Genomic DNA, 19983 nt, shown 5'->3' with positions numbered 1-19983 from the left:
GCCTAGAGCATCTCGAGGTTGCTCTGGAGCTCGAACGGGGTGACCTGGGCGCGGTAGCCCTGCCATTCCCGACGCTTGTTCAGCAGCACGTAGTTGAAGACCTGCTCGCCGAGTGTTTCGGCAACGAGCTCCGACTCTTCCATGCGGTCGAGGGCGACATCCAGGCTCGGCGGCAGCGGCTTGTAGCCCATTGCCCGGCGCTCAGCATCGGTCATTGTCCACACGTTGTCTTCCGCCTCAGCGGGGAGCTCGTACTCTTCTTCGATGCCTTTGAGACCAGCCGCGAGCATCAGTGCGTAGGCCAAATACGGATTCGCGGCAGAATCGAGACCACGGTATTCGACGCGGGACGACTGACCCTTGTTGGGCTTGTAGAGCGGTACGCGCACGAGCGCTGATCGGTTGTTGTGACCCCAGCAGATGAAGCTAGGCGCTTCGTCGCCGCCCCAGAGCCGCTTGTATGAGTTGACGAACTGGTTCGTCACGGCCGAAATCTCGGGCGCGTGTGTCAGGAGGCCCGCGATGAACTGACGGCCCACCTTTGAAAGCTGGTACTGAGCGCCCTCTTCGTAGAACGCGTTCATGTCGCCTTCGAAGAGCGACATGTGCGTGTGCATGCCGCTACCAGGCTTGCCACCCATCGGCTTCGGCATGAACGTCGCATAGACGCCCTGCTCGATTGCAACCTCTTTGATGACGGTGCGGAAGGTCATGATGTTGTCGGCCGTCGTGAGCGCGTCTGCGTAACGAAGGTCGATCTCGTTCTGGCCTGGCCCGCCCTCGTGGTGGCTGAACTCAACGGAGATTCCGAGGTCTTCGAGCATGCGCACGGATCGGCGACGGAAATCGTGGGCCGTGCCACCGGGAACGTTGTCGAAGTACCCAGCCGAGTCGACTGGTTCTGGACCGTTCGGCCCGTAGGTCGACGACTTCAGGAGGTAGAACTCGATCTCGGGGTGCGTGTAGAACGTGAAGCCGGCGTCAGCAGCTTTCGCGAGCGTGCGCTTGAGCACGTGACGCGGGTCTGCCACAGCGGGCTGCCCGTCTGGCGTTGTGATGTCGCAGAACATCCGTGCGGTCGGGTCGACTTCGCCGCGCCACGGGAGGATCTGAAAAGTGGTGGGGTCCGGGTGGGCCAGCAGATCGGATTCGAACGACCGGGTGAGACCCTCGATCGCAGATCCGTCAAAACCGAGGCCTTCGGCGAACGCACCTTCGACTTCGGCGGGGGCAATAGCAACCGACTTCAGGGTTCCGATGACATCGGTGAACCACAGTCGGATGAACTTCACTCCCCGCTCTTCAATCGTGCGCAGAACGAAGTCACGCTGCTTGTCCATATTTCCCTTTCTGTCAGCTGCCGTGTGTAGAGACCGATGCCTGAGGCATTGGTAGTTCTTTAGGCGTCGTCTCGTGCGTCTTCTTCTGCCCAAGCGCGCGAGCGCTCACGCAAGAGTTCGGGCGCTTTGGCCGCGTCCTCAGGGGTATCAAACGGGCCGGCCCGATCAATCGCGGGCGATTCAAATCCGTGCTCAACTGCGCCTGTGGCGAAGTTGTACCAGTACTTCTCGTTGTCGCTCACGTTCGCTCCTTAAGGTCCACTCTTGATCCTACTGATCATGCGCCAAGACCTGGCTAGGCTGAGGGCATGGCAACTCAGACTCGACTCGCTGTCGGCGTAGATATCGGTGGAACGGGAATCAAGGGCGGCATCGTCGATCTTGACGCAGGAACTCTTGTGAGTGACCGCGTGAAGGTATCAACTCCAGAGGGAGCCGAGCCGCAAGATGTGCTCGAGACCGTTAAAGAGGTGCTCAGCAAGCTGGATGCCCCGACCACAGGCCTGCCGCTTGGCGTCGCCTTCCCCGCGATCATCAAGGGCGGATATACCCTTTCGGCCGCAAACGTGTCTGATTCTTGGATCAACTTTGCGGCAGAGGATTTCTTCGAAAAAGGACTCGACCGCGAGATTCATTTCGCCAATGACGCTGATGTCGCCGGTATCGCGGAGGTTCGCTACGGCGCCGCTCGCGATCGCTCGGGCCTGACGATTCTCACGACTCTCGGTACTGGCATCGGCTCGGCCATGATCTACAACGGCACGTTAATCCCGAACTCTGAACTCGGTCACCTCGACCGCGCCAAGCATAAACACGACGCAGAGCACTACGCGGCCTACTCGGCAATGGAGCGCGAAGAGCTGTCCTGGGAAAAATGGGCGAAGCGCTTGCAGTGGTACTACAGCCACCTCGAGTTTCTCTTCAGCCCCGACCTCTTCGTCGTCGGCGGCGGCGTTTCAAAACACGGCGACAAGTTCTTGAATCTGCTCGATCTCAAGACACCGATCGTTGCTGCTGTACACCGGAACAACTCCGGCATCATCGGCGCCGCCGCGCTAGCGGCCGAGTAAGGGAAAATGGGCCGGCCTGCGCGACAGCTTGAGCGGTTTTCGGGGCGTGGGTGTTGAGAGTTCGCTTGAAGGCTCAGTAGCGTTCGGCATATGAGGACCGCCACCAAGATCGCCGCAGTCATTTCAGCCGCAGCAATCGCTGGCTTGGCGACGCTCGCCATTCCCGCCGTCGCGACCGCCGGTGGAGCCGCGTCAACGGCTGCCTCTTCCGTAGTCAGATTCTTCGCAACAGCAAGCCCTGATGAGGTGGATACCAGCTCGAGATCTCACCCTGCTGACACCAGCGGGCTGCCAGAAGACGCAGACCCCAACTGGCCTGATGGATACGCCGATGTCGGCCACGGCACGTGGATTCCGAAAGGAGACCCGGGCGACTGCGTGGGCGCAGCCTCGATCTATATCGGCAGCGATGTCGACGGTGGACCTTATATAGCGTCCCTAGCGCTCCCAGAGAACCTCGTCGATATGGGTGTGAACGACACTGCAAGGGGCGAGGTCGGCTACGGACCGGATGGTGGCATCGCGACCTATACGGTCGAACCCGGCGACGCGCTGTTCGGAATCGGGGATCGATTCTGCATCGAGAATGGCCTGATGATCGCGACTCTAAACGGGCACCGTGGCAGCGACGCAATCCAACCCGGCGAAGTGCTCGTGCTGAACCCAGCAGAAGTCCCCGACTTTGAGTTCAATGACCCCTACGCCGAATAGCGTGAAGCCCCAGTCGCGCCCCGCATGGTGACTCCGGACGGGCGCGCGGAGGCGCTCTTGCGATTCCGGGGTCAGGTTCGGAGGGGCGAATGGGCCGGCCTGTACGCCGGGTTCTGTTCCGGAGTGTGAACTCCTTCGACGGTCATCTCTCTCGGCGACACGTTGCCGTGCCGCTCTAGCGGCCTACCCGGGGACTCGGCGAGCCGCGTCAACATCCCCTGTCTGACCTTGCTCCGGACGAGGTTTACCTTGCAGGCCGTGTCACCACGACCCCGGTGGTCTCTTACACCACCCTTTCACCCTTACCGGGGCAAGCCCCGGCGGTCTACTCTCTGTGGCACTGTCTCGCGGATTTCTCCGGGTGGGCGTTACCCACCGTCCTGCCCTGTGGAGCCCGGACGTTCCTCGGCGCGACGGCGAACCGACACGACGTGACCATCCAGCCGACCCATTCGCACGCTTGAGTCTACGCGTCGGGATCCGGCTAATCTTTCGCTGCACTCATCGCGATCCGCAGATCGAGCGGAAAGTCGATCGGAAAAGATCCAAACAGGATGCTGGTCGCCTCTGCTGCGGCTGATCTCACGGCATCCGCTGCGGCCTCTGCCTGGTCAAGCGGTGTGTGCACGATGATTTCGTCGTGGAGGAAGAATGCGAGATGTGGTCGGCGTGACATCGTGGGGCCCGACGACTCCGCACGCTGTGCTGTTTCTGGAATCGGACTGAACGCGGCAAGTTTGGTGCGCAACTGCGCCATCCAGCACAGCGCCCACTCGGCAGCGGTCCCCTGCACGACGAAGTTGCGCGTGAAGCGGCCACGCTCACGTGCCCGACCGCGAGCTGCCGACTGAGCAGCCGCGGATGCTGCCGGGTCTGATGCCTCAGCTTGCTCCTCACGCCAGCGGCCGCTCGGAACCTCGCAACTGCGGCCCAGCCACGTAGACACGACTCCGCCTCGTTCGCCTTCTTGTGCGGCGTCGTCGACGTACTTCATGGCTTTCGGATATGCCTTGCGGAGAGTCGGAACGAGTCGCCCACTATCGCCGGTCGTTGCCCCGTACATCGCACCGAGCATGGCAACCTTTGCATCAGCACGCGTGGGCAGCGTGCCGCTTTCGACGATTCCGCTGTACAGATCGCGTCCGCGCGCAGCCGTCGCCAATTTATTGTCACCGGCGATTGCCGCAAGTGCGCGGGGTTCAAGCTGGGCGACGTCGGCCACGATGAACGTCCAGCCCGGATCAGCGCGCACAGCGCCGCGCAGAGAGCGCGGAATTTGGAGCGCTCCCCCGCCGGTGGCAGCCCAACGCCCCGTGACAACTCCGCCAGGCAGATAAGTCGGGCGATAGCGACCGTCGTGCACCCATTCACTCAGCCATGCTTCACCGTTGGCTGTATGCAAACGTGAGAGCTTTTTGTAGTGCAGGATCGGCGCAATCGATGGGTGCTCCATAGCACCGAGCACCCATCTGCTGGTTGATGGGACCATCACTCCTGCGCGGTGTAACGCCTTGAGAAGGTGGGCCGGCGAGTCGACCCGAAGATCTGGAGCATCAAGTATCTCCCGCACGACGTCGGCTGCCTGCGCAAGTTTTTGAGGGATGCCGCCAGCACCTCTTGCGCCAAGAACATCGTGCAGCAACTCGCGATGAGCATTCGCGTCCCAGGGCACTCCCGCTTCATGAAGCTCGGCCGCGACAAGCGCCCCCGCCGACTCTGCCGCAATCAGCAGGCGCAAGCGGTGCGAGTCGCGGGAGCCAGCGACTGCGGCATATTGCCGGGCAAACTCGGCGAACACTTCATCAGGGGTGGACGGTAGTGCACTGACGTCATCGTGGTCGAGAGCGAATAGCGCTTCACCACGAGCGATCTGCAGCGTGGGGTCGTTCTCCCAGGCAGCCTGAGCGCGGAGGCCGTGATCATCGCGGACTAGCGCCGACTGTCGAAGGATGGCGTGTGAGAGGCGCAGGTCTTGGCAGCGATCAACCCGCGCGCCAGCGCCGAGAAGCTCGGGATACCAGTTGCGAGTATCGTTCCACACCCAGCGCGTGCGGGAGCGTGCCGGCTCAGCAACGTAGGCCGCTAGGTCAGTAACGATCTCAGTACCGGTGCGCGCGGCATCCGTGTTTGTTGACAGTGAAACGATCGCGCCCTCGCTGTTTCGCGCGAGAATCACCCACGGCGATTGTTCAGCGGTCGCCACCGCACACGCTGCCTTGAGTGAGAGCGATCACACGCCGGATTCTTCGGTGCGCACCAGAATGCAGCCGCATTCGGGGCAGGTGGCTACTTGGTCTGCGGCCATCTGGCGAAGATCTTGCAGATCTGTGCCAGAGAGCATCATGCGGCAGCCCTCGCAGGTCTGACGGCGAAAGAGTGCTGCGCCGGCGCTCCGCGTTGCGAGCGTCGTGTACATAGCCAAAAGTTCGACGGGTACGCGGGATGCTCGTGCTTCGCGGTCGCGGGTGGCCGCGTCGAATTCGGCAGTGGATGCCTCGACGGCCGCCTTTGCTTCGGCGCTCAAGCGCTGCCCCTCGTCATTCACCTCGGCGATGATGCGCTCCTGCTCCGTCACGGAAGCATCTGCCTCTTCGAGACGCTCCATGAGCTCAAGCTCGGTGTCTTCGAGCGCGCGTTTGCGGCGCAAAAGCGATTCAAGTTCACTCTCGAGGCCCTGCGCGTCTTTCGGGTTAGTCACAGTCTGGAGACGTTGCTCATCACGCAGGCGTCGAGCGTCAACGACGGCGACATCTGATTCGAGGCGCTTGATCTCGGTCTGCACATCGTCGCGTGCACCCATGCGCGTCGTAAGCTCGTGCGAAAGTTGCTGGCGCCGCGCAAGAAGTTCTTTCACCCGGCCAGCCTGGGGCGGGTTCTTGCGCGCGATTTCGGCGCTTTTGATACGAGCATCAAGCTCGGCGATGTCGAGGAGCACTCGTTGATCAGTAGGGCTGGCTTTCACAAGACCAACCTATCGCGCGTAACGATGACTTGAGTTTGTTGTGGGCCCTGCCGGGATCGAACCGACGACATCCACGGTGTAAAGGCGGTCTGATGCTGCTATTCCTGTTTTCTACCCTTTCACAGCGGTCAATAGTTGCAAGATCAGACCGAGATTTCAGCGCCGGGGGACGCCGGGGGGACCGCGTGATGGTGCCCCAAGCGGTCGGAACGTGCTGCTCGCTAAGCCAGGCAGACGAAAGTGCGCGCAGGAACCACGAACCCGAGGATGCCAGCGGACATCTCTTCCCTGGACAGATCGAAGGACCCCTGTCCGTCACCCGCATAAGCGAACTCATCAATGAAGCGCTTCCGCCAGGCGTGGCCGCACACCAGCTACGGCACCGCTTCGGCACCCGCGCACACCAACTCGGCGGGAACGACCTCCGCGCCGTTCAGAAGCTCCTCGGACACGCGAACGTGTCTACGCACAGGTGCATGTCGACGTAGCAGATGAGGCGATTCGTCGCGCAGCACTGGCCGCAGCCGCAAGCTAATTCCACGAGGAAGAGACGCAATTCAAAGCGGTATAGCCAATCAGCTGTGAGTGGAGTTCGACGACGATCCAAGGGTTTTCTGCACTCTCAACATTGTGCGCGTGGCCTCCCACGAAATTGAACTGAGAAAAGATGCCCCGTCGAAGCGGTTTCGAGACTTCTCCGCGAAGGATTCTGCCCACTTATGGAGCCGCCAGGCACGAAGACTGAAGAAACTTCGCCACCTCAACCTCGATTCAAACGTCAGCCTAACTGACCATACGTTTCCACTGTCGCTGTAGACAAAATCATGATCCTTTATGCCAATGTAAGCTTCGAGAAAATCGCGATCCAGGTTGTAACTCGCCCCGTCAAACTCAACTTTGAGCTCCGTCTGCATGTAGCGACTATCGAACAGAATCCGGCCAGGGGCGAGTCTCCTGACGTGAACATCTTTCGGAAGATTTAGCCTAAATTCGCTGAAAATACGCGTCCCGGAGTAAATAGCAATGGCTCGCCCTCTTGTACGAACTTCGCCATCCTCCGCGGAGCGGCGTTCGGCGAAGCCATCGCGATCCTCGTAAGGGCTAGAAAGAAATTCAAGAATACGATTGTCTGGGAAAAGGTCGCGGAGATGGTCTCTCTCGTGCGTCCTTATTCGGGTTCGGAACCATGAATCCTTGTTGAAGTAGTCGGTCAGATTCGTCGAAAGTGAGTCCAGAAGAACATACTCGACAGCTTCCCGAATCAGTCTCGATTGAGCGCCGTTCACATTCGGAAGGCCAGACTTCGTCGGTAATAGTGGCTCAGCATCCCACTGCGCGGCAAGAGCGGGCTTTTCGTCAAGGACGGCACGAAGATACATCTCGGCCGAGTTCGCGAGGTGGTAACCGGGAACTCTCACCGGTACTCCTTTGTAGATCGGCAGGAAGCCTCGATACACAACTGCCTCTCGTCGTGACCGCAGCTGCACCAATACAACAACAATGCTTGTCGTGAAAACCAGGACGGCCCCCAAAACCGCACCTCCCCAAGGGGTCAGCCAGGACGAAAGTCCTGCCGCAACTAGATTCACTCCGACTGCAAGAACAATCGCTATTCCGAGCAGATTGACGACACCCGCCCGTGCACGCACGGCCTCTTTTAGTAATTGCATATATATTCTCCCTGGCAACGAACCTAGGCTCACCGTACTGACTTCTGCCGTCGCCAACGGCGATTTAGCCACGTTCGTTGGATCTGTCTGTGGTGAACACAACAATCTCGTGTTCGAGCGACGATCACTACGGTCGATGAGGCACGTTTACCGAGGCGAGCGAAGAGGCTGGGGTGCCTAGCATTGTGCCGCCGAGTCCGATCCACAGCGCAACTTCATCGTCCGGACATGACGCCATAGAAGATGATGAGCGGACCCGCTGTGGCGATCAGAAGGGAGATTCAACGTCGGAACGCCGGGCGGGGCCTCCACGTGTTGGGTGTCTCGGTGGTGAGTGCTTTTGCTCCAAGCCGCTGGTTAGATTCGCAGGCTCCCGCAAGACGGGCAGCGCCAAAACAACCCGCGTGCCGCCTGTTCCGGTTCGAGCCTCACCAGACAAATCGCGCAATGCGGTGTCGCCTCGCCGAGTTCATCGCCATCCATGCGACAGAGTTTAGAGAGCAGGGCTCCGCATGTGGTCGTGCGACTCCGCGGCTGTGGATAAGTCAGGCACGCCTGCGAATACGGCGCCGCGCCTTTTGGCGGCGTGAGTCTCGAGGTGGGATCCGCAGAAGAATTCTTGGAGACCCTTGTGTTGGCGCGCGTCCCGGTGCGTATAACGCCTTGAACGAGCGCGATGAGCCGTCGCGTCCAAACAAGGAGCAAGCCATCGAAACTGAAATTACTCGCGAGCCCGCAGATTCGCCACCGCCCGGAAGCGGTATCTCTTCGGTATGCCCCTGCCTGAGACCCCCGAAATGTGGAAACAGAGACAACGCGCAAGCGGACGGAAAACGGTCGGTTTCACAACCGCGACCGACCGTTTGCCGTGCGATCACAGCTCAGCTTGCTGGGGGCACCCTGAGCTGGCACAAAGAGGTCTACCCGGAGCCCGCGATATCAAAACTGCGGAAGTTTCAGGGGGACATCCATGCCTGATGCTGAATCGAATCGGGTGCCTTTCTCTCGTGAAGCAGTCCAGAAGTTCGGTGAAACCGACAGACGTGCAGCTCTTCATCGAGCCGCATGGCGTATTGCCGCTAATTCGACCCCGCCATTTGAGGTAGCGGAGCCGGGCCATGTTTCTACCAACTCGCCCCCGCCATCTGAGGCCAGTTACCCCACAACGAGGGCACACCTAGAAGCCACAGCCAAGCTAGCAACCAGAGCAAATAGGAAAGACAGAGGTGAGCGGAAAGTCTTGCGTTTTCCTCCGCTGCGTCTTGTCTATGCCCGAGAAAAGCGCGATGCAGCTACGGGAGAAACTCTTCACAGCGGAAGCAGCTACTACGCAGACGTCTGGAAGTATCTGCAAAACTGGGGATACCGCATCCTGAACGACCTGTATCTCGCTGGCTTCGCCCCCGCGGCACATGCGGACCTGGCATGGCTTTTCGAGACCCGGGTACTGGAGCGTGCAACCACTTTCCATCCCTACGACGGTAAGGGGCCCGGGCTCAGCACGTTGCTCGTCGAAGAGATGGCAAACAAAGCCGCGACCGCTGTTCTGCGAGATTGGACACCTACGTGGATTGCCCGCCAGCAGGCGCTCGGGAGCATCGGCGGCAAACTAGCCCGGCGCCGCTCGAAGACCTGGACCGAGTCGGACGTGGACAAGCTCGCGAAGCTCGGTAGCCTCCAAACGATGCAACAAAAAGCCGATGCTCTGGGCCGCTCCTTGCGCACCACCCAGAGGATGGCCGCGGCCCTCGCCGCACGCGAGGGTGAATAACTGGAGCCGAGTTATCGCCGAGGCCGCTTCGGTGGGAGCGCTGGGACGGATCCGGCCGCGGGGATCCTTCATGAATTGGCTGCTCAGCGCGCTCGCTCACCTGCAAAGGACTTGCCCGGAGCGCCCGAAGGGCAGGACCAGCGATATGACCGGCACGACGGGTACTACGGAGGCGCCCCGTCAGCCAATCCGTGCTAACTCCAGCCCTGTATGCGCTAACCGACGTCGATACGTGCTCACGCTAAAGCATACGTGCTAATAATCCCAGGTCAGAAGCTATTTATGCGTCGGCGTGTCGCAGGATAATCATGCAATTTGCGCGTACATTTCCGAGCATGAACAACGCGACAACGACGATTCAGCGGGCACCGAGCGGCCAACCTGTGTGCAGGGTTTGTGCGCACGTGGACGTTGACGAAATCGTGCGCTCTCTTGCCGTCGAGCGGCTCTCCGTCGCAGAAGTAGCCGGACGTTACGGGGTCGGTCGCGATTCGATTTACCGGCACCTCAAAAATCATGAATCTCTGCGTCTGGTCGGCGGTGGTGACGCAGCCGCAGACGAGGAAAACCTGTCCCTGGTGGAGAGCGTCGCCGCAATCGCGGATCGTGCCCGAAACGCCTCGAAATTGGCCTATCAGCGCGGCGACCTCCGGCTCGGCGGCGTGCTCGGCGACAGCGCCGTGCGCGCGACGAATTCTCTCGCCGCCCTTGGCGTGACGAGCGAGGCGATTGCGGCGTCATTCGCCTCGGCATCAGAGAGGTCTCACCTCGCACAGGGCCTCGCTTTGGCGGTTGAAAATGCTGCCCTGAAAAGTCCAGAAATCGCGGAACCTCTCGCCCGCGAACTGGAAGCGCTTGGGCTCCACGAGTGGGCCGAGTTTCTGCGCGAAGAAAAAGAAGATTCGGAAACCGGAGAACACAATGAACAATAAAGAAGATTCTGACGCGCTCGACGAGCTCGCGGAGGCCGAGTGGCGAGTCGGCGAAGAAGTGACAATTCTTGTTTCCGGCACGACGCTCGCGCTCGGAATTCCAGGTTTCGGCGGCGAAGTTTATGGACGCGGCGCGGTCGTGCGCGTCACGATAGACACCCTCACCTATCGCCAAGATGAACTGGAATGGATCGGAAATCCCGATCAACAGCTAAGAAAATGGGGCGTTCAACGCGTTGCGCGAGGCCGTATCGAGCTCGACCCTTGGGACAAGAAAGGCGATCCGATCTGGGAGATTCACCGCGAACAAGCCCGCCAGCTCGCGCATTCTCAGGCCGACCCGCGTGAACGAGCGAGGGCATTGGCTGAAGTTCAGCGGAAATTCGGGTCGATGCCGACTTCGGTTTCGACGGACATTCTGCCGGGCCAAAGCTCCGAGGCTCGGAAACTCGCGGAAGACGATTTTGCTCGCTCGCAACGACCTCGCGCCGTCATCTCATCATCATGAAATCGAACCCGTATCTCCTGGCAAAGAAAACGCTGCCTGACGGCCCCGTCAGATTTCGCGTGGGGGCAACGTCCTACGGGGCGCCGAGGGGCACCCAGGTGGCCGCGAATGCGGCAAAAACGGTTTCGTATGCGCTTTTCAATGGTCGCGTCCATGCGTTCACGTCCGCCGGAGAAGTTTTCATTCCCACCGAAATACGCCAAGACATTGCGAGCTTCATTTTCGGCGGTCAGACGCGAAAATGAAAATTATTTGGCTTTCCGATGTCGAGCCCATGGCCGTGCCCGACGGCGCCGCAGTCGTTCGCCCTTCGCCCGAAATCATCCTGATCAGTTCACCGGGCGGGGCCCTTGAAGTGATATTCGTTGGCGCGAACGCGAGCATCGAGATCCCAGAACGGGAACGACCAGGCCTGATCGGAAAGTACTTCGACACGACCGAAGAAATCGAGTTTCTCGCCCCGGATTGACTAGAACTTCCGCAAAATTCCCGCGCAATGACCAGATTTTCTCTCCTTTCATTTGGTCATTGCGCGGGATCGCCGAGGATGCACCCCATGGTGGGAACGATCCCATCGGAAACAAGGGCTGGTCAGAGCTAGCAGCAGCTGACCGACCCTTTCCTCACTCTTGCGCCACAAGATCCGCGCAAGTGCCTAGCTTTTCATCCCGATTATGATTTCGTTCGTCACACCTGTCCACCCAAATCTCAGCAAGAGATCTCGCGCAGCTCCTGCCGCCGCGGCGTCGAGATCGTCGTCGATGAAATCAGGAGCGATGGTGACGGTTCGACTCCAAGATGATGACCCCATGCGATAACTGCGATGAAATCCGCCGCGGGCAGAGTCCGCTGCAATAAGCTCCCACCCTTGCGCACCCTCCATGGCAAAACCCACCTCGAGATTTTCCTCGGGTGCATATGTCTTCTGTAACCGAGATGCGAACGCGACAGCTTCGAAGATGTACATCACTGGAAACCAAACGGGCAGGTACTGTCTGCCTAAATCCCTATCTCCGAACCCATCGCGATCAGGGCCGTAGTCCAGAGGCAGTGGGTAGGCACTGACAAACTGCCCTGATTGATGCAGACCCCAGATCTCGGGGTGCATCTCCGCCTCTACTCCCGCGACCCAGCGCTGTCCGTAGATAGAGTCACGCTGAACGTACGGGAACGGCCACCCCCTGAGACGAACCGTGCTTTTCGCAACCATCCCTCGAAGACCTTCATAGTCCAAACGTTCGGATTCATAAGTCTCCGGGTGAATCGCAACAGAGAAATGCGGCCGCTCCGTGAAAGGTGGAGAGGCGACCTCGCTAAAGAAAGACCTTCTTTCGACGGCAAATTTCTCGCGCTCACTAGGCCCACTGGGCCCGACCGCGATTCCTGCCCGCCGAGCGGTGCGGATAAATGCTTGCAACTGCTTCTCGGCAGCCAACTCCAGAACTTCGCGCAGCTCATTCTGTGTATTGCTGGCTGAGCTTTCGGGCTTCGCCATAGACCGCGTGTAAAGCTGTCCACGAATGATTTTTCCGCTGAACTCTTTAGCGCTGAGGATGGGGATCTGATCGAACTCGGCCACCTCGACGACGACGACAGAGGCGCCATTGGGAAGATGTTTTTCTTCGAGCTTCATGCGCAACGGCGGATCCGCATACGCATTGATTTTAGCCACCACGATGTCGTGACTAAGCCACTCTTGTAGGTGACTTGCTTCTAAACCCCCATTCTCACCTCCAGGGTCACTGTCCGCCACGCCGATCACAAGGTGGCCTCCATCGCGTTGGTTTGCCAAGGCAATGCATGCTCGCGCAACAATCGCGACAAAGTCAGTCGAGGATGTTGAACCGGGCCCCTTGAACTCGATACTTCGCGACTCGACTCCGACTTCGATAAGTGCAGAAAGCTCATCGTCACTCAACATGTGTTGAGGCTATACCTGACGTCAGGTTCCCAATATTGCGACCTGTCGCCCTCCTGTCGCCCTCCTGGCGCTCTTGCGGCCTCAATCGGCATATTGCTGTGCCCATTGAGCCTGCGTGACCGCGCTGGCGCGGTTCATCCGTTCGACGAACGAGTACGTGCGTGTTCGTTTCCTTGATAACGGACAAACACCCTGCAATCCCCGATCTAGTTCGAAGGGAGGCGGAAATGTGTCTCAAAAATATGTCCGAAATTCGGTGTGTTCGATTGTGTAAATGCGCCAGGATCGGACATGCTTGAGAGATGACTTCTAATATGAGCGCCCGCACGTTCGGCTATGTTCGCGTATCAACCCTTCGCCAATCCGTCGATCAGCAGACCGATGCACTTGTTGCAGCAGGTGTGCCTGTGGATCACATTTACGGCGACGTGAGCAGCGGTGCGAGATGGGAAAGGGACGGCCTTGACGCACTGCGCGGAACGGCCAAGCGTCCCGGCGTCTTGCGTCCGGGCGACACGCTTGTCGTGGTCGCGCTCGACAGGCTAGGCCGCTCGCTCTCTGAAATGGTCAAGCTGCTCGATTGGATTGTGGCTGAAGACATTGAGCTTCGATCACTCCGCGAAGGCATAGACCTAACGACGCCGACGGGTCGCATGCTCGCTGGAATTTTCGCGAGTTTGGCCGAGTATGAGCGCGCACTAATACTCGAGCGCGCAGAAGCTGCACGTGACGCCGCTCGCGCCCGCGGCCGCCAGCTGGGGCGTCCCAAGACGATGACCGCCGACAAAATCGAGACCGCTCGCGCTCTACTTGCCGCTGGAATCTCCCGCGTGCAAGTTGCACAGCGTTTGGGTGTTTCTCGCGCAGCTCTTTATCGAGAGATTCCCGTGCATTAGATGAAACCGTTGTCCTCGCCAGGCGCATGGACCGGCACTTGGACTAGCGGCGGCTCCATACTTCTGGACTAGCAATGCGGAACTATCATCTGGCGTGCGAGTATTCGCCTGTGTTCACTCACCCAACATTCAGCGCGATAGTGACATCTGATCCAGTAGGCGTTTACGTCGTACCACTCTTGCTAGCCCTGCTCGGGATCGGCGGAATTGCGCTCGGAGCCTGGATCTCTGCTCGTTCGGCTCTTCGGAGTCGCTTGATCGATATGAACGTGGAGGAGGCGGGCCGAGAACGAGAGTTCGGAACGCGCGCCGTCGCGGCAGTTTCTGAGCTGGGCATCGCGACGCTCCACGTCATCGAAGATCTTCAGCGGCGCGGCGCTGAACTTGACGCTCAAACAAGACCCACAACGATGGCAATACCTCTAAGCCCTGCCTTGGTGGCGCGCGAGGAGGCAGCCACCGACAAGTGGCGAGCTGTACTCGCCGAGGCGCAGTTCTATACAGCCGGAAACCTCGGAGACGCATTCTGGTCCTTTGACAAGCAACGTGAGCGCGTGGTTCAGGCAGTAAACCGCTCCACGAGCACATCCGATCTCGATGTAGCGAGAGTCGAGTGCGATGTGTGGCGTGAGCACCACGCCCGCCAGTTGTACAGGCTTCTGCAGGTGGACAAAGTGAGGGGACGTGCACGGGTGTACCATCTCGCACACGAACGGTGCCTTCGCAGCATGACCAAGAAACTGACCAAAGATCTACAACTAGAAATGGAAAAGGGCGAGCAGATAGTGAGGGCCGAGAGCTCCAAAGAAGACCGTCGTGAGAAGCCCGCAACGGACGAATAAGCGGGTCTCAAGCGAACTCATCTCGTAGTCGCGAGTACATGACACGACGCCGTCCGCCTGGGTATCGGTAGATGTCCCCGGCTCCCCCTGCGGTCGCAACATGCCGAGCGCCGGCTGGCGGGTTCTGAGCCCCGTGGTTAAGGCCGATGCACGCGCACGCGCATAGCATGATGGCTTCGTCGCTATCGCTTCCTAGGTAGCAAGAACTCGCGCACCCGCCCTCACGCCCTTGGTAAAGAACTAGCTCGACGTCAGTGATCTCAGGAAGCGCAATGAGCCCGGCCACGAGCACGCCGATTTGCTTGCGGGATACGAGCCAGTCACCAGATCTCTCGCCTCGATTGACGTGAGCCCGATCCGGGAGAATGGAGCGGATTAGCGATTCATTACTGTGACCCTGGAAGTAGGGGATGCGAACGATCAGATCGCCCTGTCTTGGTCGAGTGATGGTGGCGATGCTCATGTGTTCCCTCTCTGATCGTAAACACTGACACGGCGACGTGACACGATCAAGGGAACTCGAGATAAAAACGGAAGCAATTCCATCAATTTGACTAGCGCAATGCCATCGCTGCGAAGGATGATGATCTATCAGCGAGTCGCACACGGGGGTGAAAGTGAATAGTGGACACTGAACCCATGGGGGCGATGCAGGCAGTAGTGCACGACGTGCGCGATGCGTTGTCAATTCACTTTGATGGGTTTTCCCTAGAGCGCGCAAACGAGGTTGCTCGCGAAGTGGAGATAATCCCGAACCCCCGCTCGCTCCCCCCTTCGGTTATCGCGCGCGAAGTTCCTGGCGGGTTCGCTCCGCAGCTCACACCGCCTGAGATTATCCGGCTGGCCGATTGGGCAACTGGCCAGGGGTGGCGAATAAATCGATTCCAGCTCGTTGACCGCCGCATGAGTCTTCTCCCCGAACCCGAGCAAAGCGAAGTATCGTCCGAGCTTGTGGAGGCAATTCGGGACGGAGGGTCTTACCGCATGCAGATTGCTCTTCAGGATCACTACCCCGGCGTTTTCATAAACGGCGTCCAACTCATTCTTTATCCGAGAATCACTATCGACATTCGACATCGTGGGGTGCTGTTCTCAAATGATCCAGAGGAGCTAAACACCTTCCTCCGCGCCGCATGGAAAGCCTTGCGCCTCTCGTGAGAGCTTTCATCGACTATCTTCGCGTTGCTGTTGCCTGCCTGAGCTTCGTGCTCATCGACCCGACTATAGAAAAGCTCACGACATGGCTCCCCGACGGGATGAAATGGGCACAGGGCCTGGCCAGCGTCGCAGCGTCAGCGGGAATCAGCTGGATCATCTTCAAGGTCGTAAATCCTCTGTCGTCAATTGACTTCGAGTGGGGCGACAAACTGTCAGGGACAATGGCAAAGGGGCCTGTGCTCGACATTTCGCCACGCACGGGCGAGCCGGGCCAAGTATTCGCAGTTTCAATGACCCGAAGCACGAATACCTGGCTTGCACACCGAGCCATCCACGCACTGATGAAACGCGGGCTATGTATCTTGATTGAGTCGAATCAGTCTGAGCTGCAGATGGAGCTGTGGTCGGTCGCTCCGCTTGTACAGAGCCACCGCGACGCGCTCGTCATTAGCTTTGGCAAACCAGACCACGACACGCACACAATTCCATTCGAGCTGGGCCTTTTATGGGCGGAAGTGCCCGCATCCGAGTTTTCGGCGAAGCTTCGATACACGCCAACCTGTGAAGGGCCCGTCATGTCGTGGATAGCGCGGAGGCTGGTTCGTCTAAACCCGACAGTAGTAGAAGTCAGGAAAGTAGGGGGTAGTGTCTAACTTCACTTTTGGAAAGCTCTCGGTCACTGTTGTGCGAGTTGAGACGAGCGCCGATCTGCCAAGCATCGCCGCTCAGATGGCGCGGAAACCGCCGAGCTACGAGGGCTTGGTCCCTGGTTGGGGTACGCCCTGGGATGATGAGGACGGCCTTGGGAACTTCACGGGTCCCCCTCCTACAGGCGCCCCAGTCGTTGACCCCGAGGCTGCCGAATGGCCATCCCGTGTCATTGGACGTTTGTATTATTGGACACCCGACCGCACCGCACGTCGTTTTGTGCAGTCCGATCAGCCAGGGGCGGCGCAGCGTTTACGAGCATGCGATTTCCTGATCAGCACGCTGGCTGAGGGCTCACTCATGGTTGCGATGTCAAGCCGAAATCGGGCTGAACAGGACCGCACATTTGAACCCGCCCTGCGCTCACTTATTCAGTCCGTCGATTCACAGGCACAGATCCAGATGGACACGTCGCCGATTGATCTCAACGATCCTGATATCTACATGTGGATGCTCAACCGACTCGGAAGCAATCCGCATCTAGGGCAAGGGCTGGAACTACTTAGCGTTCGCGAAATCACGAGCCGTGATCCGCTGGCGCGAGGTGCGAATCTCTCACAAGGAGTGGACCTCACGCGGCGGGAACTACAGGCACTCATCACCAATGACTCGATAGAGTTCGGGCCCGCAAAGGTAGTACTCCACCACGAAGAGACGGACGCGACGTTCGACTTCGAGGTATTTATCGACGGTGGATTTACGGTGCACACCACCGAAACGCATTATCGAGAGTCAATGGCTCGCTCGGCCGTTGGGTGGCGCGCCGTCGCAGATCTGAGCTACCGCGTGATACCGGCGCTGCGCGATGCGTATCGGGCCGACAACGAGCTGTGGAAGGACGTGGACCGGCGCGACTTCATTGCACAGTGCCTCGTTGGACTGCGCGGCACAGCGGTCAACACCGACCTCATCGTTTGCGACCACTGTGGTGAACGAGTCCACGCCTGATGTTGGCAAATGCAGCTAACAGCGAGTTGAGTTTCTCGTCATACATCCATTCCTCGATTGTTCTATACCGGCCCTTCTTCGTAGAGAGGCCGCAATAGATCCCCCAGATCAACGCCCAACGCATTAGCGAGCCGCCACCATGTAATTAGCGTTCCAGTCGTCGCCGTCTGGTCGCGAGCAAGCCGCGGCTTCCCGCTTTCGAGCGCGACGACCGTCGCACGACCAACTCCGGAGCGCGCCGCGAGTTCGTCGAACGAGAAGCCCCTGTCATGACGAAGCCGCGCAAGGTTCAGACGTAGAGCGCCGATATTGGGCTCGGGTACTAGATCGGAGTTCGACACGCTTTAAGCCAACGTGGCTACGGTCTACTCTGCGTTATGGTTTTCCAGCATAATGTTGTGGAAAACCATCAGGAGGCATTAATGAACGTGCAACAAGGATCACCGCCTAACTCGCGCCCAGGCTGGTACAAAGATCCGCTGGGAGCCGCGGAATTTCGCTACTTCGACGGCATGCATTGGACTGCGCGTATCGGCCGCAAAGCCGCGGGCAAAGTTTCCGTAATTTCAGAAGCCCGAGAACCCATCGCTTCGGATCGTGCGAAATTTCCAACCTTCGCGCTGACGGCGCTTCTTCTTGGCGGCGCCGCATTCCTTTGCAGTTTGGTTTCGACGGTCCTATTTCCCTCTATCGGCGTCATTGTTCAGTTGCTCGCCGTAGGCGGCGTGATTTTCGGAGTTTTGGGCATTCGGGCGGCGCGGAGAACTCGACGCGGCTTGGCGCTGTCGATCATCGGCGTGAGCGTCAGCGGTGCTCTGGTGACTGTGGGGCTTCTGTTGCTAGCGTCGAGTCGAGTATTTGGCTGACACCGCAAGCTCCGCGACGCTCAAGGCAAAGCGGCCTCCCGGCGGCTGCTCACGAGAAATTTCAGTAGACGGTTGCCGCAAGCGCTCTCCGACGCGTATCACACCAGGAAGATGCAAATCACTGGAGGCCCTCGTGGACGCACTACTCACAAGCAAGCACGTCTCGAGAATACTCGGCGTGTCTGAACCGACCCTATGCCGGTGGCGAAAAGCGGGTAGCGGACCGCCCGTTGTGACTGTGGGAGGCATTTACCGGTATCGGCCCGCGGCGCTGGAGAGCTGGATTGAGGGACAAGAGCTATGACGATCTCAAGAGTTACGCGAAGCGATGGAACCGTGCGTTTTAGAGTGCGCGTGAAGAGTGGGCGCAATGTTGTAGCTAGTCGAACCTTTGACAAAAAGGGCGACGCACAACTCTGGGAGAGCGCGCAGAAGCGCTCGCTCTATCTCGGTGAGTTCGTGGACCCTAAGGCGGGGAGAGAGCTGATTGGTGCGGCCATGGACCGATGGCACGTGGGACGGGAGGGCACCATTGGCAACAAGACCTATAGCGACACCGAGCGCCCGGCGTTGCGACACGTCAAGGCCCTTCGGTCCCGCCCCGTAGGCGCCGTCACTGCAAGGGACTTCGAGACGCTCTACGCAACCCTGCTGCGCTCGCTCAGTCGTGACACAGTCGTGCGCTATCGCCAGGTGTATAGCGCGTTCTTCTCTTGGGCAGTCGCAAGCAAGCTAGTGAATAAAAACGTGGTCATCGATTCGCAGATCCCTAAAGGAACTTCAACAAAAGCGAAGCGCGAGATCTTCCCCTTCAACGTGGCCGAACTTCGTGCTGTTCACACTGAAATGCTGAGCTACAGCAACAAGACGAATGCGGATATCGTGCTCGTCCTTGGCCTCTCTGGACTGCGCTGGGGAGAACTCGCAGCCCTGCGTGTCCGTGACGTTCAGCAGCTCCCGTACCCTGCACTGCGAGTCAGTCGTTCCCAATCAGACGGCCAAGAGGTGCGAAATGTCACCAAGGGCGGCAAGACTCGCACGGTGCCGCTTACCGACGAAGTGGCGAGCATCATTCTTCCTCTTATCCGGCACAAGCAGCCCGATGATCTCGTATACCCGAACACGGTGGGCAAGCCGCGTACGAATCGCAATTGGACACGAGACAGCCACTGGGGCGATGTTCACCGAGGGCGGCGCGTGCACGATCTACGCCACACAGCAGCCACGATCTGGCTTCAAAGCGGCGTAGACCTTAAGACGGTGCAGGCGTGGCTAGGACACTCTTCCGCAACGCTAACCGCGGACCTATACGCCCATTACATGGGATCGGACGCTGATACCGCTGCTCTGGCCCGAATGAATAGGGTTTTGGGGGACGCAGGGGGGACCCCGATCAAGAAGCTCCAGAGGTCGAGAACAGCCGTAAATTAGAAAAACCCCCGAGATCTCGGGGGTTTTTCTCGTGGGCCCTGCCGGGATCGAACCGACGACATCCACGGTGTAAACGTGGCGCTCTACCAGCTGAGCTAAAGGCCCTTCCACACCATCCTACGATCTGTCGGGAGTGGTTTGTGCACACTCTGCAGCGAATCTTGTTTTCCATAGGGTGCTGCAGCATCCGGTCTGGTGAGAAGTCGATAGGCTTGTGCGCGGTGTGTTGTGCACGGCAAACAAAGCGTG

Annotated in this window: 23 protein-coding genes, 1 tRNA gene and 1 other RNA gene; 16 read left to right on the top strand and 9 right to left on the bottom strand. The window is 59.2% G+C overall.

The window, feature by feature from the left end; all coding sequences use genetic code 11:
* Positions 1-2 precede the first annotated feature (2 nt).
* Positions 3-1340, bottom strand: a complete 1338-nt coding sequence (locus G6N83_RS13730) for a glutamine synthetase family protein (RefSeq protein ID WP_165142961.1) — start codon at positions 1338-1340, stop codon at positions 3-5.
* Positions 1341-1399: 59 nt separating this feature from the next.
* Entirely contained in the window at positions 1400-1582 is a 183-nt protein-coding gene (locus G6N83_RS13725) for an SPOR domain-containing protein (RefSeq protein ID WP_165142959.1), read from the bottom strand.
* Between the two features lie 66 nt (positions 1583-1648).
* Here G6N83_RS13725 and ppgK point away from each other — a divergent pair, with 66 nt between their 5' ends.
* Positions 1649-2410, top strand: a complete 762-nt coding sequence (gene ppgK, locus G6N83_RS13720; RefSeq protein WP_165142957.1) for a polyphosphate--glucose phosphotransferase — start codon at positions 1649-1651, stop codon at positions 2408-2410.
* Positions 2411-2500: 90 nt separating this feature from the next.
* A complete protein-coding gene (locus tag G6N83_RS13715; protein ID WP_165142955.1) occupies positions 2501-3121 on the top strand; it encodes a LysM peptidoglycan-binding domain-containing protein in 621 nt (206 codons plus the stop codon).
* A gap of 86 nt (positions 3122-3207) precedes the next feature.
* On the opposite strand, the gene rnpB is transcribed toward G6N83_RS13715, so the two are convergent.
* From rnpB to G6N83_RS13700, 3 genes are all read right to left on the bottom strand, one after another.
* Positions 3208-3572: RNase P RNA component class A (rnpB, locus tag G6N83_RS13710), an RNA gene on the bottom strand.
* A 33-nt stretch (positions 3573-3605) separates the two neighbouring features.
* Positions 3606-5324, bottom strand: a complete 1719-nt coding sequence (locus G6N83_RS13705; RefSeq protein ID WP_165142953.1) for a bifunctional 3'-5' exonuclease/DNA polymerase — start codon at positions 5322-5324, stop codon at positions 3606-3608.
* Positions 5325-5351: 27 nt separating this feature from the next.
* Complete coding sequence (locus G6N83_RS13700) at positions 5352-6083, bottom strand: zinc ribbon domain-containing protein (RefSeq protein WP_165142951.1); 732 nt, start codon at positions 6081-6083, stop codon at positions 5352-5354.
* 92 nt (positions 6084-6175) lie between these two features.
* On the opposite strand from G6N83_RS13700, the gene G6N83_RS13695 reads away from it, so the two are divergent.
* Complete coding sequence (locus G6N83_RS13695; RefSeq protein ID WP_165142949.1) at positions 6176-6571, top strand: tyrosine-type recombinase/integrase; 396 nt, start codon at positions 6176-6178, stop codon at positions 6569-6571.
* Between the two features lie 87 nt (positions 6572-6658).
* On the opposite strand, the gene G6N83_RS13690 is transcribed toward G6N83_RS13695, so the two are convergent.
* Positions 6659-7825: a hypothetical protein gene (locus G6N83_RS13690; protein WP_165142947.1), complete on the bottom strand. Its 1167-nt coding sequence runs from the start codon at positions 7823-7825 to the stop codon at positions 6659-6661.
* Between the two features lie 1168 nt (positions 7826-8993).
* Between G6N83_RS13690 and G6N83_RS13685 the strand changes: the two genes are divergently transcribed.
* The 5 genes from G6N83_RS13685 (at position 8994) to G6N83_RS13665 (ending at position 11433) form a co-directional block, all read left to right on the top strand.
* Positions 8994-9524: a hypothetical protein gene (locus tag G6N83_RS13685; RefSeq protein ID WP_165142945.1), complete on the top strand. Its 531-nt coding sequence runs from the start codon at positions 8994-8996 to the stop codon at positions 9522-9524.
* 335 nt (positions 9525-9859) lie between these two features.
* Complete coding sequence (locus G6N83_RS13680) at positions 9860-10456, top strand: hypothetical protein (protein WP_165142943.1); 597 nt, start codon at positions 9860-9862, stop codon at positions 10454-10456.
* Positions 10446-10964: a hypothetical protein gene (locus G6N83_RS13675; RefSeq protein ID WP_165142941.1), complete on the top strand. Its 519-nt coding sequence runs from the start codon at positions 10446-10448 to the stop codon at positions 10962-10964. The genes G6N83_RS13680 and G6N83_RS13675 overlap by 11 nt, the downstream gene beginning before the upstream one ends.
* The gene (locus tag G6N83_RS13670) at positions 10961-11209 is read left to right on the top strand and encodes a hypothetical protein (protein WP_165142939.1); all 249 of its coding nucleotides are present in this window, start codon (positions 10961-10963) and stop codon (positions 11207-11209) included. Before G6N83_RS13675 ends, G6N83_RS13670 begins: the two co-directional genes overlap by 4 nt.
* A complete protein-coding gene (locus tag G6N83_RS13665) occupies positions 11206-11433 on the top strand; it encodes a hypothetical protein (protein WP_165142937.1) in 228 nt (75 codons plus the stop codon). Before G6N83_RS13670 ends, G6N83_RS13665 begins: the two co-directional genes overlap by 4 nt.
* A gap of 186 nt (positions 11434-11619) precedes the next feature.
* On the opposite strand, the gene G6N83_RS13660 is transcribed toward G6N83_RS13665, so the two are convergent.
* The gene (locus G6N83_RS13660; protein ID WP_165142935.1) at positions 11620-12885 is read right to left on the bottom strand and encodes an AlbA family DNA-binding domain-containing protein; all 1266 of its coding nucleotides are present in this window, start codon (positions 12883-12885) and stop codon (positions 11620-11622) included.
* A 302-nt stretch (positions 12886-13187) separates the two neighbouring features.
* Here G6N83_RS13660 and G6N83_RS13655 point away from each other — a divergent pair, with 302 nt between their 5' ends.
* The 5 genes from G6N83_RS13655 (at position 13188) to G6N83_RS13635 (ending at position 17437) form a co-directional block, all read left to right on the top strand.
* Positions 13188-13781: a recombinase family protein gene (locus G6N83_RS13655; protein ID WP_206535816.1), complete on the top strand. Its 594-nt coding sequence runs from the start codon at positions 13188-13190 to the stop codon at positions 13779-13781.
* Positions 13782-13891: 110 nt separating this feature from the next.
* Positions 13892-14623: a hypothetical protein gene (locus tag G6N83_RS13650; RefSeq protein WP_165142933.1), complete on the top strand. Its 732-nt coding sequence runs from the start codon at positions 13892-13894 to the stop codon at positions 14621-14623.
* 639 nt (positions 14624-15262) lie between these two features.
* Positions 15263-15781, top strand: coding sequence for a hypothetical protein (locus tag G6N83_RS13645; protein ID WP_165142931.1), 519 nt, complete (start codon positions 15263-15265; stop codon positions 15779-15781).
* Positions 15778-16434: a hypothetical protein gene (locus G6N83_RS13640; protein WP_165142929.1), complete on the top strand. Its 657-nt coding sequence runs from the start codon at positions 15778-15780 to the stop codon at positions 16432-16434. The genes G6N83_RS13645 and G6N83_RS13640 overlap by 4 nt, the downstream gene beginning before the upstream one ends.
* On the top strand, positions 16427-17437 hold the full coding sequence (locus G6N83_RS13635; RefSeq protein WP_165142927.1) for a hypothetical protein: 1011 nt from the start codon (positions 16427-16429) through the stop codon (positions 17435-17437). The genes G6N83_RS13640 and G6N83_RS13635 overlap by 8 nt, the downstream gene beginning before the upstream one ends.
* Positions 17438-17499: 62 nt before the next feature.
* Here G6N83_RS13635 and G6N83_RS13630 read toward each other — a convergent pair whose 3' ends face one another.
* The gene (locus G6N83_RS13630) at positions 17500-17778 is read right to left on the bottom strand and encodes a helix-turn-helix domain-containing protein (RefSeq protein ID WP_165142925.1); all 279 of its coding nucleotides are present in this window, start codon (positions 17776-17778) and stop codon (positions 17500-17502) included.
* Between the two features lie 81 nt (positions 17779-17859).
* On the opposite strand from G6N83_RS13630, the gene G6N83_RS13625 reads away from it, so the two are divergent.
* From G6N83_RS13625 to G6N83_RS13615, 3 genes are all read left to right on the top strand, one after another.
* Positions 17860-18303, top strand: a complete 444-nt coding sequence (locus G6N83_RS13625; protein ID WP_165142923.1) for a DUF2510 domain-containing protein — start codon at positions 17860-17862, stop codon at positions 18301-18303.
* 133 nt (positions 18304-18436) lie between these two features.
* Positions 18437-18607 carry a helix-turn-helix domain-containing protein gene (locus tag G6N83_RS13620; protein WP_311737109.1) on the top strand — a complete coding sequence of 57 codons (171 nt, stop codon included), beginning with the start codon at positions 18437-18439 and terminating at the stop codon, positions 18605-18607.
* Positions 18604-19734: a tyrosine-type recombinase/integrase gene (locus G6N83_RS13615; RefSeq protein ID WP_165142921.1), complete on the top strand. Its 1131-nt coding sequence runs from the start codon at positions 18604-18606 to the stop codon at positions 19732-19734. The genes G6N83_RS13620 and G6N83_RS13615 overlap by 4 nt, the downstream gene beginning before the upstream one ends.
* 32 nt (positions 19735-19766) lie before the next feature.
* On the opposite strand, the gene G6N83_RS13610 is transcribed toward G6N83_RS13615, so the two are convergent.
* Positions 19767-19839 (bottom strand) — tRNA-Val (locus G6N83_RS13610).
* Positions 19840-19983 lie beyond the last annotated feature (144 nt).

The organism is Microbacterium endophyticum (assembly GCF_011047135.1).
Lineage (GTDB): Bacteria > Actinomycetota > Actinomycetes > Actinomycetales > Microbacteriaceae > Microbacterium > Microbacterium endophyticum.
Note: the sequence above shows the minus strand (reverse complement) of the source record. Positions and strands in the feature narration are given on the sequence as shown.